Annotated in this window: 13 protein-coding genes; 7 read left to right on the top strand and 6 right to left on the bottom strand. The window is 49.4% G+C overall.

The window, feature by feature from the left end:
- Positions 1 to 15: 15 nt before the first annotated feature.
- Positions 16 to 1,491 (bottom strand): decarboxylating NADP(+)-dependent phosphogluconate dehydrogenase, encoded by a 1,476-nt coding sequence (gene gnd, locus ACESTD_RS07400; protein WP_034523384.1) that lies wholly within the window; start codon positions 1,489 to 1,491, stop codon positions 16 to 18.
- A gap of 128 nt (positions 1,492 to 1,619) precedes the next feature.
- Between gnd and ACESTD_RS07405 the strand changes: the two genes are divergently transcribed.
- The 7 genes from ACESTD_RS07405 (at position 1,620) to ACESTD_RS07435 (ending at position 12,126) form a co-directional block, all read left to right on the top strand.
- On the top strand, positions 1,620 to 2,780 hold the full coding sequence (locus ACESTD_RS07405) for a dicarboxylate/amino acid:cation symporter (protein WP_005837656.1): 1,161 nt from the start codon (positions 1,620 to 1,622) through the stop codon (positions 2,778 to 2,780).
- 74 nt (positions 2,781 to 2,854) lie between these two features.
- A complete protein-coding gene (gmd, locus tag ACESTD_RS07410; protein WP_005836261.1) occupies positions 2,855 to 3,931 on the top strand; it encodes a GDP-mannose 4,6-dehydratase in 1,077 nt (358 codons plus the stop codon).
- A 26-nt stretch (positions 3,932 to 3,957) separates the two neighbouring features.
- Entirely contained in the window at positions 3,958 to 5,034 is a 1,077-nt protein-coding gene (locus tag ACESTD_RS07415) for a GDP-L-fucose synthase (RefSeq protein WP_005836259.1), read from the top strand.
- Positions 5,035 to 5,054: 20 nt separating this feature from the next.
- The gene (locus tag ACESTD_RS07420) at positions 5,055 to 7,469 is read left to right on the top strand and encodes a TonB-dependent receptor (protein ID WP_005836257.1); all 2,415 of its coding nucleotides are present in this window, start codon (positions 5,055 to 5,057) and stop codon (positions 7,467 to 7,469) included.
- A gap of 100 nt (positions 7,470 to 7,569) precedes the next feature.
- Positions 7,570 to 9,228, top strand: a complete 1,659-nt coding sequence (locus tag ACESTD_RS07425; protein ID WP_005828046.1) for a long-chain fatty acid--CoA ligase — start codon at positions 7,570 to 7,572, stop codon at positions 9,226 to 9,228.
- Positions 9,229 to 9,283: 55 nt separating this feature from the next.
- Positions 9,284 to 10,831 carry a sulfatase gene (locus tag ACESTD_RS07430; protein ID WP_005828045.1) on the top strand — a complete coding sequence of 516 codons (1,548 nt, stop codon included), beginning with the start codon at positions 9,284 to 9,286 and terminating at the stop codon, positions 10,829 to 10,831.
- An 8-nt stretch (positions 10,832 to 10,839) separates the two neighbouring features.
- Positions 10,840 to 12,126, top strand: a complete 1,287-nt coding sequence (locus tag ACESTD_RS07435) for an LA_2272 family surface repeat-containing protein (protein ID WP_005836256.1) — start codon at positions 10,840 to 10,842, stop codon at positions 12,124 to 12,126.
- 1 nt (position 12,127) lies between these two features.
- On the opposite strand, the gene ACESTD_RS07440 is transcribed toward ACESTD_RS07435, so the two are convergent.
- The 5 genes from ACESTD_RS07440 to ACESTD_RS07460 all read right to left on the bottom strand — a co-directional run bounded on the left by ACESTD_RS07440 (position 12,128) and on the right by ACESTD_RS07460 (position 18,284).
- Positions 12,128 to 14,116: a fructose-1,6-bisphosphatase gene (locus ACESTD_RS07440; RefSeq protein ID WP_005828043.1), complete on the bottom strand. Its 1,989-nt coding sequence runs from the start codon at positions 14,114 to 14,116 to the stop codon at positions 12,128 to 12,130.
- A gap of 54 nt (positions 14,117 to 14,170) precedes the next feature.
- On the bottom strand, positions 14,171 to 15,841 hold the full coding sequence (locus ACESTD_RS07445) for a putative transporter (RefSeq protein WP_005828042.1): 1,671 nt from the start codon (positions 15,839 to 15,841) through the stop codon (positions 14,171 to 14,173).
- A 93-nt stretch (positions 15,842 to 15,934) separates the two neighbouring features.
- Positions 15,935 to 16,948, bottom strand: coding sequence for an inorganic phosphate transporter (locus ACESTD_RS07450; protein WP_005828041.1), 1,014 nt, complete (start codon positions 16,946 to 16,948; stop codon positions 15,935 to 15,937).
- Between the two features lie 12 nt (positions 16,949 to 16,960).
- Positions 16,961 to 17,608, bottom strand: coding sequence for a DUF47 domain-containing protein (locus tag ACESTD_RS07455; protein ID WP_195288693.1), 648 nt, complete (start codon positions 17,606 to 17,608; stop codon positions 16,961 to 16,963).
- Between the two features lie 28 nt (positions 17,609 to 17,636).
- The gene (locus tag ACESTD_RS07460; protein WP_005828039.1) at positions 17,637 to 18,284 is read right to left on the bottom strand and encodes a DedA family protein; all 648 of its coding nucleotides are present in this window, start codon (positions 18,282 to 18,284) and stop codon (positions 17,637 to 17,639) included.
- Between the last annotated feature and the right edge of the window lie 39 nt (positions 18,285 to 18,323).

Raw genomic sequence — 18,323 nt, forward strand, 5'->3', positions numbered from 1 at the left:
TCTTCTCCCCCTTTCTCACACATTGTACGTACCCGATTTCGTATCTCCTCCGTGTCCCGTCCAATTTTCATGGAAAAACTGTCCACGCAACTCGTCTGTCCTTTCAAAGGTATGCGCACCAAAATAGTCACGTTGCGCCTGAATCATATTGGCAGGCAACTTGGCAGACACCAGCGAATAGAAATAATTCAAGGCGGACGAGAATGCAGGCACCGGAAGTTCCTCTTTCATGGATTGTGCCACCAGATGTTTCCAGCCGGAAAGCAACAGCTGCATTTCATTTTTGAAATAAGGAGCCAACAGCAGATGTTTGGGCTTGTCTTTTGCCTCGAAAGCCGTAGCTATGTCGTTCAGGAAAATACTACGGATGATGCAGCCGCCCCGCCACATGCGTGCGATGGATGCCAAATCGAGGTTCCAGGCAAAAGCGTCGGATGCACGCTGCAACACGGCGAATCCCTGAGCATATGACACTAATTTGGAAGCATAGAGTGCGGAATAGATATCCTTCACCATCTCCGACTTGTTGTACACCGCCTGCGAGCGTCGGCATACAAATTGCTTGGAAGCCGTTTCACGCAAGCCCTTCTGTGCCGACAAACTACGTTCGAACACAGCCGTAGCAATCAGCCCCAACGGCATGCCCAGCTCCATCGCATTGATAACGGACCACTTGCCCGTACCTTTCTGTCCGGCGGTATCCAATATCTTATCTATCAGGTAACCTCCTGATTTGTCCTTATGACGCAGTATGTTGGCGGTAATTTCAATGAGATAGCTACGCAACTTACCCTCATTCCAATCAGCAAAGATTTCTGCCATCTGTCCATTGTCCAGACCAAGCAGATTCTTCATCACCCAATAAGCTTCGGCAATAAGCTGCATATCTCCATATTCGATACCGTTATGTATCATCTTGACGAAATGACCGGAACCGGCAGGACCAATCCACTGGCAGCACGGAGTACCGTCAGATGCTTTTGCCGCAATACTCTGCAGGATAGGCTTCACCTCAGGCCAGGCACTTTCAGATCCTCCGGGCATGATAGACGCGCCGTTCAGCGCTCCTTCCTCTCCACCGGAAACTCCAGCTCCCACAAAACGGAAGCCTTTCTTTTCGGCCAATGCCACACGCCGGTTGGTGTCCTCATAATTGGAATTACCACCGTCAATCAGGATATCCCCTTCGGACAAATGGGGAAACAGCTGTTCCATCAGTTCATCCACCGCACTGCCGGCACGAACCATCATCATTATTTTGCGGGGTATGGCAATGGAAGTTACAAATTCGGCTATATCTGTATAGCCTTCAATTTTTTTCCCTTTGGCGCGGCCGTTCACAAAACGTTCCACCACCCCTTCTTCCACTCCCGGAACCGTACGATTATATACCGAAACATTCCATCCCTTATCTGCCATATTGAGGGCCAAATTCTCGCCCATAACTGCCAGACCGATAAGTCCAATGTCTGTTTTATTTAAATTCTTCATATTCATGTAAATTTTGTCTTTATATGGAAACAAAATGCTAACAGCATTTGTTCGTATGAATTACGAAAATAAAATAGTACTTTTGTCAGCGAAAGCCTATTTTTCAACCAGACAGAAAACCAATGCTCATGAAGAACTTCCACATCGGACTATTGCCACGCATCATCATTGCCATTATCTTAGGTATACTTTTCGGAAATTTCCTACCGGCTTCGCTGGTACGGCTGTTCGTAACATTCAATGCCATTTTCAGTGAATTCCTGAACTTCTCCATCCCCCTCATCATTGTGGGACTGGTCACGATTGCCATTGCCGACATCGGCAAAGGAGCCGGACGGATGCTGGTCGTCACGGCGCTCATTGCTTACGGAGCTACCTTATTCTCCGGCTTTCTCTCCTATTTCACCGGTATGGCGGTATTTCCTTCCCTCATAGAAACCGGGGTGCCGTTAGAAGAAGTCAGTGAGTCTCAAGGCATTCTTCCCTATTTTTCCGTGGGTATCCCGCCCTTGATGAATGTTATGACCGCACTCGTACTTGCCTTCACACTGGGGCTGGGCCTGGCTCATCTGAAAAGTGAGGTACTGAAAAATGCGGCACGCGATTTTCAAGAGATTGTCATCCGCATGATCAGTGCAGTGATATTGCCGCTGCTTCCCATCTATATTTTCGGCATTTTCCTCAACATGACGCACAGTGGACAAGTATTCGGCATCCTGATGGTCTTTATTAAGATTATCGGTGTAATCTTCCTGCTTCACATCTTTCTCCTGGTATTCCAATACAGCATTGCGGCACTGTTTGTCCGCAAGAACCCTCTCAAACTACTGGGACGAATGATGCCTGCCTACTTCACGGCTCTAGGCACTCAATCCAGTGCCGCCACTATCCCTGTAACATTGGAGCAAAGTCGGAAGAACGGCGTCTCTGCCGATATTGCCGGATTCGTCATCCCACTTTGCGCCACCATCCATCTGTCGGGCAGCACATTGAAGATTGTGGCATGCGCCCTGGCACTGATGATAATGCAAGGCATGCCCCATGATTTCCCTCTATTTGCAGGATTTATCTTCATGCTGGGCATCACTATGGTAGCCGCTCCCGGGGTACCGGGAGGCGCCATCATGGCATCACTGGGCATCCTGCAATCCATGCTGGGCTTCGACGAGTCGGCACAAGCGCTGATGATTGCACTATACATAGCGATGGACAGCTTCGGTACTGCCTGCAATGTGACGGGCGACGGGGCAATCGCACTGATTATCGACAAAGTGATGGGAAAGAAATAGTTTATATTTTGCTATCTCGTGGAAAATAACGAATATTGCAGTCCGAAAAGACATAATAACAAGAAGCATACATTATGAAGAAAGCCCTTATCTCCGGCATTACCGGGCAGGACGGCTCGTTCCTTGCCGAATTCCTCCTGCAGAAAGGATATGAAGTGCACGGTATCCTGCGTCGCTCTTCCTCTTTCAACACCGGCCGCATCGAACACCTCTACTTCGATGAGTGGGTACGCGACATGAAACAGAAACGTACCATTAACCTGCACTATGGAGACATGACAGACTCCAGCTCTCTCATCCGTATCATCCAGAGTGTGCAGCCGGACGAAATATATAACCTTGCCGCCCAAAGCCATGTCAAAGTATCCTTCGACGTGCCCGAATATACCGCCGAAACCGATGCCGTAGGCACCCTGCGCATGCTCGAAGCCGTACGCATTCTCGGTATGGAAAAGAAGACACGCATCTACCAGGCCTCCACTTCCGAGCTCTTCGGAAAAGTGCAGGAAGTGCCGCAAAGCGAAACGACCCCGTTCTATCCCCGCAGCCCCTATGGCGTAGCCAAACAGTATGGCTTTTGGATTACAAAGAACTACCGCGAAAGCTATGGCATGTTTGCTGTAAACGGCATACTCTTCAACCACGAGAGCGAACGCCGAGGTGAAACCTTCGTGACAAGAAAAATCACACTGGCGGCTGCCCGCATCGCCCAAGGCTTCCAGGACAAGCTGTATCTGGGCAATCTGGATGCCCGGCGCGACTGGGGATATGCCAAAGACTACATCGAGTGCATGTGGCTCATCCTGCAGCACGACACCCCCGAAGACTTCGTCATTGCCACCGGAGAAATGCATACCGTACGCGAATTTGCGACACTGGCATTCCGGGAGGTAGGCATCACTCTGTGCTGGGAAGGCCAGGGAGTGGATGAGAAGGGTATCGACACACAGACCGGAAAAGTCCTCGTGGAAGTCGACCCCAAATATTTCCGGCCTGCCGAAGTGGAACAATTGCTGGGCGACCCCACCAAAGCAAAAACACTGCTGGGATGGAATCCGAGGCAGACCAGTTTTGAAGAGTTGGTACGCATCATGGCAGAGCACGACATGAAATTTGTGAAGAAACTGTATTTAAGAAGCAAAGAGCTTTGAATGAACTATTAAACTTTCAGACAACAATGTTAGACAAAAATGCCAAAATATATGTAGCAGGCCACCGGGGACTGGTAGGTTCTGCCATCTGGAAAAATCTTGAGGAGAAAGGATACACCAATCTCATCGGCAAGACCCACACAGAACTCGATCTGCTCGACGGAGTTGCCGTACGCCGCTTCTTCGACGAGGAACAGCCCGAATATGTATTCCTTGCCGCCGCCTTTGTGGGTGGCATCATGGCCAACAGTATCTACCGTGCCGACTTCATCTACAAGAACTTGCAGATACAGCAGAACGTCATCGGCGAAAGCTTCCGCCACGGAGTGAAAAAACTTCTCTTTCTGGGCAGCACCTGCATCTATCCCCGTGATGCCGAACAGCCGATGAAAGAAGACGCACTCCTCACTTCTCCGCTGGAATACACGAACGAACCCTATGCCATCGCCAAAATAGCCGGACTGAAAATGTGCGAAAGCTTCAATCTTCAATACAGTACGAACTACATTGCCGTGATGCCCACCAACCTTTACGGTCCCAACGACAACTTCGACCTGGAACGCAGCCACGTGCTCCCTGCCATGATACGCAAGATACACCTCGCCCACTGCCTGAAACAAGGCGACTGGGATGCCGTACGCCACGACATGAACCTGCGTCCGGTGGAAGGCATCAACGGCGACAGCAGCAAAGAGGACATTCTGAATATCCTCCGGAAATACGGCATCAGCGAAGAAGAAGTGAGATTATGGGGTACCGGCACCCCCTTGCGCGAATTCCTCTGGAGCGAGGAGATGGCAGATGCCAGCGTCTTCGTCATGGAACACGTCGACTTCAAAGATACCTTCAAGCCGGGCGACAAGGAAATCCGCAACTGTCACATCAATATCGGTACGGGCAAGGAAATCACTATCCGCCAGTTGGCAGAGCTGATTGTCAACACCGTAGGCTATCAGGGCCGGTTGACCTTCGACACTTCCAAACCCGACGGCACCATGCGCAAACTGACCGATCCCGGTAAGTTACATGCATTGGGATGGCATCATAAGATTGATATCGAGGAAGGTGTGCAACGCATGTACCGATGGTACTTGGGAAAGTAATTAGTGACGTCTGATTAGCCATGAATGCCATACGGTACAAGGTGGGAACTGTATTGTTTATATTGCTGATACTTTTATCAGGTATCAGCCCAACCATGAATGCCATGATAGCTCCCGTGACCTATTCCGTTCGCGGCAAAGTCATCGACAGACAGTCCAGACAACCCGTGGCCTACGCCAACGTTTTCGTTGCCGGCATCCCCGGGAAAGGGGTATCCACCGATTCACTCGGCACATTCAAGATAGAGCAGGTACCTCCGGGCATTTATAGCCTTGAGGCATCCTGCATAGGATACCAGACTGTTTCCACCCCCGAATATATCGTTTCAGCCTCAACCCCGTTCATCGAGATAGAGATGGAAGAGGATGCCAATCTGCTGAACACAGTAGTGGTGGTGCCTTCCCCCTTCCGGCGAAATATCGAAAGCCCGGTCAGCATGCGTATCATCGGCTTGCAGGAAATAGAGAAAAGTCCCGGAGCCAACCGGGATGTTTCGCGCATCGTACGCTCCTATCCCGGCGTCTCTTTCTCTCCCATCGGCTATCGCAACGACTTGATTGTTCGGGGCGGTTCTCCTTCCGAAAACCGCTTTTATATGGATGGCATCGAAATCCCCAACATCAACCACTTTGCCACTCAGGGTGCATCCGGAGGACCGGTAAGTATTGTCAATGCCGACCTGATACGCGAGATTACATTTTATACGGGCGCCTTCCCCGCCAACCGCTCCGGAGCCTTGAGTTCCGTCCTCGACTTCCGCCTCAAGGACGGAAATCCGGACAAGCAGGCGTTCAAAGCCACCATCGGCGCATCGGAAGTCTCGCTCAGCGGAGCAGGCCATCTGGGGCAGCGCACCACTTATCTGTTCTCCGCACGCCAGTCCTACCTGCAACTTTTGTTCAAGGCTTTGGGACTGCCCTTCCTGCCCAATTTCATTGACGGACAATTCAAAACAAAAACCCGTTTCAACGAGCACAGCGAGCTGACCCTGCTTGGTCTTGCAGGCATTGACAAGATGAAACTGAATACCGATGAAAAAGGAGAAGATGCCGAATATCTGCTCAGCTATCTCCCCACTATCCATCAGGAAACATTCACTTTCGGAGCCTCTTACAGACACTACAATGGAAGGCACGTACAATCCCTTATACTGAGCCATAACTACCTGAACAACCGCAATCTGAAATACCGCAACAACGATGACTCTTCCGAAGACAACCTGACCCTGCGCCTACGCTCCACAGAACAAAAGACCACCCTGCGTTTCGAAAACCAAACGCGCTTGGGAGCATGGACCCTAAAAGAAGGAGCAGAACTGAACAACTCCATCTATACAAACCACAGCAGGCAAAGACTATACGGCAGTCATTCGGGTACGCTTTCCATCTACGAAACCTCACTCAACATCTTCGGCTGGGGGGCTTTCTTCTCTTCCAACTATACCACCGCCGACAAGCGTCTGGCCCTTTCTGCCGGTATCCGTATGGATGGCAACACTTACAACCGAAAGATGCGGCAGCTATGGAAACAGTTCTCCCCACGCCTCTCTGCATCCTACAAACTCTCGGAACAATGGACCCTGAGCGGAAGTACCGGCCTCTACCACCAATTGCCTCCCTACACCGCTTTGGGATATAAAGACAATGAAGGGCAATATCTCAACAAAAACCTGAAGTACATGCAGGTCTTTGAAAGCAGCCTCGGTGTGGACTGGCACCTGCAAGACCGGTTCATGGTTTCTGCAGAAGGTTTCTTCAAGCGTTACAGCCGTATGCCACTTTCCCTTCAAGACAACATTCCGTTGGCATGCAAAGGAAACGATTACGGTGTCACCGGCAACGAAGCACTCGTCCCTACAGCCAGCGGCAGGGCCTACGGACTGGAAACCATGTTCCGCTGGCAGGCATCCGGCAAGTTCAATCTCGTATCCTCCTTCACCTTATACCGCAGCGAATACCGCAACCGCCCAGATGGAGACTTCATTCCATCTGCCTGGGACAACCGTTTCATACTCAACATGAGCGGTACATACAACCTGCCCCGGCGCTGGAGCATAGGAGGCAAGCTAAGCTATATAGGCGGCAGCCCCTACACTCCCTATGATGAAGACAAATCATCACTCGTAGAAGCATGGGATGCCAAAGGACAGCCCTACTACGACTATGCGTACTATAATACCGGGCGACTTCCCAACTTTGCCCAGTTAGACTTGCGTGTGGACAAGTCCTTCTACTTCCATCACTGCATGATAGGAATCTATCTGGACATACAGAATATCACCGGCAACAAACTGAAGCAACCGGATGTGATAATGAGTACGGGCATCATCGAAAATCCGTCTGCTCCTGTTACCGAACAGCGCTATAAAATGAAATACCTCAAGCAGGAAAGCGGCACTATCCTGCCTACTTTAGGTATAACTGTCGAGTTTTAGCAAATAGCCGCCATAAAAACTATTTTCCCTATAAAAGTTTGCTTTCTATATATAAACCCTTATATTTGCACAATTTTCAACCAAATGTGCAATTAATATCATGGAACAAAGTTTTATCGCCTATATAGAGAATAGCATAAAGGAAAATTGGGATTTAGACGCTCTGACCGACTATAAGGGAGCAACCCTACAATATAAGGACGTAGCCCGCAAAATAGAAAAGCTGCATATCATTTTCGAGGCAAGCGGCATCAAGAAAGGCGATAAGATTGCCGTCTGTGGCCGCAACAGTTCCCACTGGGGCGTAACGTTCCTCGCAACATTGACCTACGGTGCGGTAATCGTCCCCATCCTTCACGAGTTCAAGGCAGACAATGTACACAACATCGTGAACCATTCCGAAGCCAAACTGCTTTTCGTAGGCGACCAGGTTTGGGAAAACCTCAACGAAAGTGCCATGCCGCTGCTGGAGGGCATCATGATGATGGCAGACTTCTACATTCTTGTCTCCCGTAGCGAAAAGTTGGACTATGCCCGCGAACATCTCAACGAAATGTTCGGTAAGAAATACCCCAAGAACTTCCGCAAGGAGCATGTCAGTTATCACAAGGACCAGCCCGACGAACTGGCGGTCATCAACTATACATCCGGCACCACCAGTTACTCCAAAGGAGTGATGCTGCCCTACCGCAGCCTTTGGTCAAACACCACTTTTGCTTTCGAAGTATTGCCGCTGAAAGCCGGTGACAAGATTGTCTCCATGCTGCCAATGGCACATATGTACGGACTTGCATTCGAGTTTCTGTATGAATTCGCCGTAGGTTGCCACATATTCTTCCTCACTCGTATGCCCAGCCCCAAAATCATTTTCCAGGCTTTCACCGAAGTGAAGCCTAACCTGATTGTGGCTGTTCCGCTCATTATCGAAAAGATTATAAAGAAGAGCGTACTGCCCAAGCTGGAAACTCCTGCCATGAAGCTGTTGCTGAAAGTACCCATCATCAATGACAAGATAAAGGCGACCGTACGCGAACAAATGATTCAAGCCTTTGGCGGAAACTTTGCAGAAATCATTGTAGGAGGAGCTGCCTTCAACCAGGAAGTGGAGCAGTTCTTAAAGATGATAGATTTCCCCTATACGGTAGGCTATGGAATGACGGAATGCGGCCCCATCATCTGTTACGAGGATTGGACCCGCTTCAAACCCGGTTCTTGCGGAAAGGCCGCACCGCGTATGGAGGTGAAAATCCTATCATCCGATCCCGAAAACATTCCGGGAGAGATTGTCTGCCGTGGTCCCAATGTCATGCTGGGTTACTACAAGAACGACGAGGCCACCGTACAGGTACTCGACAAAGACGGCTGGCTGCACACCGGAGACCTTGCCCTGATGGATGCCGAAGGCAACGTAAGCATCAAGGGACGCAGCAAGAACATGCTCCTTGGTCCGAGCGGTCAGAATATCTACCCGGAAGAGATAGAAGACAAACTGAACAATATGCCGTATGTAGCCGAAAGCATCATCGTGCAGCAGAATGAGAAACTGGTAGGTCTGGTTTACCCCGACTTCGATGATGCCTTTGCCCATGGGCTGAACAATGACGACATCGAACGCGTCATGGAGGAAAACCGTGTGGCACTGAATGCAGAACTGCCCGCATACAGCCAGATATTCAAAATGAAAATCTATCCTGAAGAATTTGAAAAAACGCCGAAGAAATCTATCAAACGCTTCTTGTATCAGGAGGCCAAAGGATAATGTAAAAAAACAATTAAACTACAACCTATCTAACCCTTTCTAAATTATTATCTAAATGAGAAACGAATTATTATTATCCGCCATGCTTCCGATATGCGGAATGGCGGGAGAAGCGTATGGCATGCCGCCTGGGGATGCCGTACCTGCTCCAAAAGAGCAGCCAAACATCATTCTGTTCCTAGTGGATGACATGGGATGGCAAGACACGTCCCTCCCCTTTTGGACACAGCGTACCAAGTACAACGATACGTACCATACTCCCAACATGGAACGGATGGCTACACAAGGCAAAATGTTTACGCAGGCCTATGCATGCAGCATCAGTTCACCTACGCGTGTCAGCCTTTTTACGGGAATGAATGCTGCCAGGCATCGAGTCACCAGTTGGACCCTCCGCAAGAACACTACCCATGAACAACCCGACTCGGTCATGATTTATCCGGAATGGAACGTTAACGGCATTTGTCAAGAGCCTGGCGTGGAACGGACCACACAAGTCACCTCCCTGGCCGAAGTGCTCAAAGACCATGGCTATCACACCATTCATTGCGGAAAAGCCCACTTCGGTGCTGAAGGCACTCCCGGAGCCGACCCGTTGAAAATGGGGTTTGAAGTGAACATAGCCGGACATGCTGCCGGTTCACCTGCCAGCTACTATGGCAAGGAGAATTTCGGCAACAAAACAGACGGTAAAAGCCCGCTGGCTGCCGTACCCGGTCTGGAGAAATATCATGGAACCGACACTTTCCTAAGTGAAGCCCTTACCATAGAGGCCATGAAGGCCCTGGACGATGCACAGCAGACTGACAAGCCATTCTTTCTGTACATGGCACACTATGCCATCCATACCCCTATACAACCTGACATGCGTTTCTACCAGAAGTACCTGGACAAAGGCCTTCCTCCGGTAGAAGCTGCCTATGCTACTCTCATTGAGGGTATGGACAAAAGTCTGGGAGACATTATGGATTATCTGGACAAGAACAACCTGACGGAAAACACTATCCTCATCTTCATGTCCGACAATGGCGGTTTGGCGGCCCATACCCGCGCCGGACAACTGCATGTCCAGAACTATCCGCTCAACAGTGGTAAAGGTTCCGCCTACGAAGGAGGCATACGTGAACCGATGATTGTCCGCTGGCCGGGCATCGTAGCGCCCCAAACCCAATGCGACCATTACCTGATGATAGAGGACTTCTTCCCCACCATCCTTGAGATGGCAGGCGTAGACAACTATACAACCGTACAGCAACGCGACGGCATCAGTTTCATGCCATTGCTCACCGGAAAAGGTAAAATGAAAGACCGTGATATCTACTGGCATTATCCCAATAGCTGGGGTCCTTCCGGCCCGGGCATCGGAGCCACTTGCTCCATCCGTTCGGGCGAGTGGAAGCTGGTGTATTATTTCGGTGACGGTAGACGGGAACTTTTCAACATCCCCGCCGACATCAGTGAAAAACATGATATGGCCCGAGAGAAGCCTGAAGTTGTCAAAGAGTTGTCACGGAAATTAAGTAATTACCTCCGGTCTGTGGATGCGCAGCGCCCTCTGTTGCGTGCCACCCGCCAACCAGCTCCCTGGCCGGACGAAATATAGAAAAAAGTATGAAACGAAACCTTTCCCTCCTCCTTGTGTCCCTGCTTTTTGCAGGGACAGCTCTTGCCCAAGAACATAATCCGGGCAGCGTACAGCCGGATACGATTCAGAAATCCTCCGAGAAATCTTTCCGGAAACAACGCTCTCCACGAACAGACCATGGCCCGGTAGGTATCAATATCTCCTTATGGAAAAACATCTCCACACAGCGGACTGATACCATAGGAAGCACCTGCTTCAATCTGGGTGTGTTCTCCTCCATGAACCGTCTGAATGGCCTCGGCATGAATATTCTTGGCAGTGTAACCGGCAGGGATGTGAACGGTGTACAGATGGCAGGTCTGTCAAATATGGTGGGGGGAAGCATGCGAGGCATGCAGATAGCAGGAATTACCAACATCAATGGCAACAACCTTATCGGAGTATCCGTTTCGGGACTGGTAGGTATCACCGGAAACCATGCGCAAGGCGTCATCATTTCCGGTCTGGCAAACATCAGTGGGGACTATAATCGTGGCGCCTCCATAGGCGGCCTGTTGAATATCAGCGGAGAAGGTGCTTCCGGCATACACTTTGCCGGACTCGCCAATATTTCCGGTGGAAATTTCAAAGGATTTTCAGGGGCCGGCCTGCTAAGTGTAATCGGTGAAGACTTGAATGGCATGCAGATGTCCGCCCTTACCAACATCACCGCCGGAGATATGACCGGTGTTCAGGTTTCCGGCCTGGGCAATGTGGTGGGTGGTACAGCCCGAGGATTACAAATAGGCGCTGCCAATATGGCCATACGTGCCAAAGGGCTTCAAATAGGTCTATTCAACTACTACAAAGAAAAATTAGATGGTTTCCAATTGGGATTAGTCAATGCCAATCCCCAAACAAAAGTTCAACTGATGTTTTTCGGTGGTAATGCCACCAAGCTGAATGTAGGTGCCCGTTTCAAGAACCGGCTCTTCTATACCATCCTCGGTGGCGGTACCCATTATCTGGATTTTGGCGATAAGTTTTCCGCTGCCCTCTTCTACCGTGCCGGTCTTGAATTACCGCTCTACAAACAGCTGTTCATCAGCGGAGATCTGGGATACCAACATATAGAAACCTTCAAGAACAAGGACTACGGCATTCCGGCACGTCTCTATGCCCTCCAGGCACGTGTCAATCTGGAATACCACCTGACCGACCGCTTTGGCATATTCCTCACCGGCGGTTATGGCGGCAGCCGCTACTACACCCAAGGGAAAACCTATGACAAAGGCATCATTGTAGAGGGCGGGGTGACGATACTGAAATTATAAATTATTGTTTCTCCTTAATCAGCCCCGTCCTATACGCCACCAGCAGTTTCATCAAATCCTGAATCTGCGTAACGAGTTCACTTCCTTTATCCGTATCCTTCACCATCATACGCTGCGAATTGAATTCGACAACCAGGGTTGTAGACTTGATGTCTTGTCCTTCTTCAATGGCTTTCTGACGGCTCTGGAACGGCTCATGCTGCACCAACTGCAAGCCGTGGGAATGATATACCAGCGTATATCCCGCAATTCCCGTTTCCGGCTGATAGGCTTTTGAAAAACCACCGTCAATCACCAGCAGCTTACCATCCGCTTTGATGGGTTTCTCACCTTTAATGGTCTTTACCGGTACATGTCCGTTGATGATATGCGAATGTGGCCCCGGCTTCACGCCGAACTCTTCAAGAATGCGGTCACACACCTCAGCCTCGTTGCGCAAAGCATAGTAATGCCCTTTCGTCTCCTTATGCAATGTTTTGTCGGCCACAAAATAGCGTTCAAAGGTAGCCATCTTGTCTTTATCGAAGGAAGGGGCATCCGGTCCGCACCACATGTACCAGACATAATCCAGTGCAAACTGTTTCTCGTCCGAACCGTCCTCGTCAAAGTAAGCGGTACGTATCAGCTGGTCGGTCTTTTTCAGCAACTTACGTCCCCAGTATTCCTTTTGGCCGATGCGGACATGTTTAAAACTGCCGTCCGCATTCAGAGGCACGGAAGCATGATAAAGCAGGTTACTGTTGCACACCAGATACATGCCGCCATACGTAAACAAGCAGCGCATGTGCTTCTTCATCTTCTCGCTGTTCATGAAAGAAGAATGAATCCGGTGCATCAGTTCGCGCTCTTCGTCCGACAGACGATACGGGTCCGCCGGGTCTACGGTGGGGAAATTCACATCGCGCAACGGATATTCCTTGCCTTCGTATACAAACACACCACGCTCGAAATCCACCAGATGCAGCAGTTTCCGGTTCTCCATACCGAACTCAGGACGGCGGCTGATGATTTCCGCTTCCAGTTTCAACTGGATAACCGTAATTGCCTTATGCATCTGTGTAATCAGCCGCAAGGTCTTCTCATTGTATTCCGCATCGGCAAAGTTCATTTTCGGTGCAAAGATGGTGCAAGGGTCATCCGCATAGGTATCCATGGCAAACGTTGCAAGCGGCAACAGATTGATGCCATAACCATCCTCCAGCGTTGCTAAATTGGCATAGCGCATCGACATACGGATTACGTTGGCTATACAAGCATCATTACCCGATGCGGCACCCATCCACAGAATATCGTGGTTACCCCATTGGATGTCGAAATTATGATAATCACAGAGAGTATCCATGATAATATGCGCACCCGGTCCGCGGTCGTATATATCGCCCACGATATGCAGCGAGTCGATGGTCAAGCGCTGGATAAGGTTGCACATCGCCACAATAAAATCATCCGCACGCTTCGTAGAGATAATGGTACTGATTATGACATTGATATAGGCATGCTTGTTAGGTTCGATGCTCGATTCGTGCAACAGCTCTTGAATGATATACGAGAACTCTGCCGGAAGTGCCTTGCGTACTTTCGAACGGGTATATTTGGACGAAACGTTCTGGCATACTTTTACCAACTGGTTCAGTGTTATCAAATACCAGTCATCCAGGTCCGTTTCCTGCTCCTTGATAAGTTGCAGCTTCTCTTCCGGATAATAAATTAACGTACAGATTTCCTTCTTCTCACTTTCGCGCAGTGTATGCCCGAATATTTCGTTCACCTTACGTTTCACTGCCCCCGATGCATTCTTCAGCACATGCTGAAAAGCCTCATACTCGCCATGAATATCCGTCAGAAAATGCTCTGTACCTTTCGGCAGATTCAGAATGGCCTCCAGATTGATGATTTCTGTACTGGCATCAGCAATGGTAGGAAAACTGCGTGATAATAATTGCAAATAACGCAAGTCATTGACAATACTTTCCGGAGTTATATTTCCCATAGTTATTTAATTGATAGTTGATAATTGACAGTTGATAATATCCCTCATTCTTCATTATCCATTAATGAAGAACATGAGCAGCACTTGGGCTATAATTACCCGTAGAAACATGCACAGCGGATAAACCGTAGCATAAGCTACAGACGGATTGTCTCCCGGAATGGTGTCGTTGGCGTAGTTCAGCGCCATGGGGTTTGCCATGCTTCCGCACAGCATACCCGCCATTGTTCCGAAATCTATCTTCAGCCACTTGAAGGTAACGATACCCATAATCAATACCGGAACCACAGTCAACGCAAAACCCGTAGCAATCCATAACAGCCCTTCCGGCCGGAATACCGTATCGAAGAAATGGGCACCTGCATCCAGTCCCAGGCAAGCCAGGTAAAGAGACAATCCCAATGCACGGAGCATCAGGTTCGCACTGCGCGTAGTATAAGTCACCATGTGCATCCTCGGACCGAATGTCCCGATAAGAATACCTACGATGATAGGGCCTCCTGCCAATCCGAGCCGCACGGGAGCGCTGATGCCGGGAATGGAAATAGGAATTGCTCCCAAAGCCAGACCGATGACAATGCCGATAAATACCGCCACCAAGTTCGGTTCCTTCAGGCTTTTCACAGCATTGCCCAGCACCTTCTCCACATTTTGTATAGCAGCGGCTTCGCCCACTACGGTCAGGCGGTCACCCAATTGCAAGGTCAGTTCCGCTGTGGCCAGCAGCTGCACGCCGCTACGATAAACCCGGCTGATATTGATACCGTAATGATTACGCAGATGGAGAGAACCCAGCTTCTTGCCGTTCAACTCCGGGCGCGTCACCACGATACGTTGCGAAATCAACTGGCTGTCTATGGCATTCCAGTCTATATCTTCCTTGTTCCAATCAGTATGCTCCTGCTCGCCGAAAAGCACGGTCAGAGCCGGCGTATTTTTCTCCGAGGTAATCACCAGCAGGCGGTCACCTTCCTTTATAATCTTTTCCGAGGTAGGAATACTCACATTCCCATCCCGCCACAAGCGGGAAATCACGAACTTCGGATAGCTGTTCAGCCCGCCTATTTCCTTGATACTCTTGTTGAAGATGGCAGGATTGTGCACCTGGAACGCAACAATGTAAGGCTTGTTCACGTCATCCTTCTCTTTCAATTCCAGGTCTTCCTTATGCGCCAGCGTCTTACGGATGAACAGTACGGCCAGAATGACCCCTACCACCCCCAGCGGATATGCCACCGCACACCCCAAAGCAGGGGTACTGGACTCCAATCCCATCTGTTTCAATGTCTGCTGTGCCGCACCGAGTGCCGGTGTGTTTGTCGTGGCACCGCAAAGTATGCCCACCATATCCGGCAGGGATACTCCCAACCCATAGCTGCCCAGTACAGTCAGCAGGGTGCCGATAAGCACTACACCCGTGGCGAGCATATTCAGTTGTACCCCTCCTTTACGGAAAGAGCTGAAAAAGCCCGGTCCCACCTGCAAACCCAAAGCATACACAAATATCACCAGCCCGAAGCTTTCCGCATAATTCAGCATCTGCGGGTCTATGGACAACCCGAAATGCCCGGCAATGATGCCGGCAAAGAATACAAACGTCACTCCCAATGAAATGCCGCAAACATGTATCTTCCCCAATCCCAATCCGATAGCGGAAATCAGTGAGAGTACCACAACCGCCTGCAAGGCGGAGTGCTCGACGAATAAACTATATAGCCAGTCCAATGTGCATTCTATTTTACAGTTTCAGGCTGCAAAGATAGTGCAAACCTCATGCAAAATAAAACGAACCCGTCTATTTTTTATGCGGCAGCACTTCTAAAAAAGGGATACGATACAATAAATCCCTGCTGCCAGCAAAGCACTGACGGGGATAGTCAGCACCCAAGCGGTCATCAGACTCTTCGTAACTCCCCAACGCACAGCCGAAAGCCGCTTCGTGGCCCCTACTCCGATAATAGCTCCCGTAATGGTGTGTGTCGTACTTACCGGAATCTTCAGATACTCCGTCAGATAAAGCGTAAACGCACCGGCAGTTTCCGCAATCACCCCTTCCAGTGGCGTCACCTTCGTAATCTTAGTCCCCATGGTCTTCACAATCTTCCACCCGCCGGACATGGTACCGAGTGAAATGGCCGTAAAACAAGAGAATGCCACCCAGTCCGGCAGGTCATCAATACTGTTTATCCCCATTCCCAGTCCTTCCGAATGTCCGGCTATCATAGCCGCAGCAATGATACCCATTACCTTCTGTGAATCATTCAGACCGTGCCCGATGCTGAACAAAGCCGAAGACACCAGCTGCAGTTTCTTGAACCACACCTCGGCCGTATGGGGATGCGCCCTGCGGCAAATGTACAAGACCAACAACGTAAAACCGAATGCCACCACCATACCAATCAAGGGAGCCAGAAAAATGAATGCCGCAATCTTCAGAATGATACTCAACTGGATGGCCTCAAAACCGTGTGCCATGATGGCAGCTCCGGCAAAACCTCCGATAAGCGTGTGCGAAGAAGAGGAAGGGATTCCCTTCCACCAAGTGAACAGATTCCAGGCAATGGCCGCAATCACGCCGGCCAGAATGATAGGCAAAGTAATGTAAGGCTCCATCACCGTTTTCGATACGGTGTTGGCAATGCCGAAACCGCCGATGACACACTTGGCGATGAAAAAGGCCACAAAATTGAAGAAAGCCGCCCATATCACCGCCTGAAACGGTGTAAGCACTTTGGTAGACACAATGGTGGCAATAGAATTGGCCGCATCATGAAAACCGTTGATATAATCGAATATCAGAGCCAGTACAATGATAATCACTAATAGTTCCATGCGTCCGTTCGTTTATGCGTATTTCACAATCAGGCTCCTCAAAATCTTGCCCACGTGTTCGGCTGCGTCCGTCGTTTTTTCCAACTCATACATAATCTCCTTGATTTTGATGAGTTCAATGCAGTCCTTCTCTTCTTCAAAAAGCCTGGTGATGAAAAATTCATAAATATCATCTGCCCGGTTTTCTATGTCATGCATCTGGTTGCAATATGCGCGCAGCTTATCCGGACTCTTGCGGAATGCCTCCAGTTCATCCATGGCCTGGCCGATGAGGGCCGCTTCTTGTTGAACCATATGTCCCAGCTCTTTCCCCTTGTCCGAAATAGGATGCGGATTATAGATAGTGATACGCTTGGCACAGCTGTTTATTCCATCAATCACATCATCCATGCCCGAAGCCAGGTCGTGGATATCCTCCCGGTCAAAAGGAGTAATGAAAGTAGTGCCCAGTTCATCCAGAATCAGATTGGTCAGCTTATCGCCCTCGCGCTCCAAATCTTTGATTCGTTTATAATCTTCCGCCCTCTTCTCAGGCAAGTCATGGCCCAATATTTCTATCAACAGAGCCGACGAGGACAATAAAATCTCAGACAATTGCTTCAGTAAAGGAAAGAATTTCGGTTCTTTCGGTGTGAACCGGCTAAAAAAAGAATTCTTCATAATGGATAAATGTACTAAGTATATTAATTTATTTTTGTTTTCGTTGTTTCAGTCTTGCACGCAGCACTTCTACCACGGCCGGCAGTATGGAAACCACAATAATGGCCACAATCAGCAGTTTGAGGTTCTCTTGTACAAACGGAAGGTCACCGAAGAAATAACCCGCATAACAGAAGATGGCAATCCAGCAGGCACCCCCAATCAGGTTGTACAGCATGAAGTAATAGTAATGCATCTTACCCATCCCCGCCACGAATGGCGCAAACGTACGGACGATAGGCACAAAACGGGCTATGATAATTGTCTTGCCTCCATACTTCTTATAGAACTCATGGGTCTTGTCGAGATGGCTTTGCTTGAATATTCTGGAATCGGGATTATTGAAGAGCCTTTGCCCGAAGAAATGCCCTATCATGTAGTTGCAAGAGTCGCCCAATACCGCGGCAACAAACAATATCAAAGCCAGCACATTGACCTCGAGAGGCATGTCGGGCAGTGCGGCAATAGCTCCCGCCACAAAAAGCAGGGAATCGCCCGGCAGGAAAGGTGTGACCACCAGCCCCGTTTCGCAGAAAATAATCAGAAACAATATGGCATACGCCCACATATGATATTCCTGCACTATATCAATCATATACTGATCGATATGGAGAATAAAATCCAATAGAAAATCCATTATATATTGATTATCAGTACTTAAAAAATAGAAAAAAAC

Origin of the sequence: Bacteroides sp. AR20 (assembly GCF_964250605.1) — a bacterium.
In the GTDB taxonomy this organism is placed as follows: Bacteria; Bacteroidota; Bacteroidia; order Bacteroidales; family Bacteroidaceae; genus Bacteroides; species Bacteroides uniformis.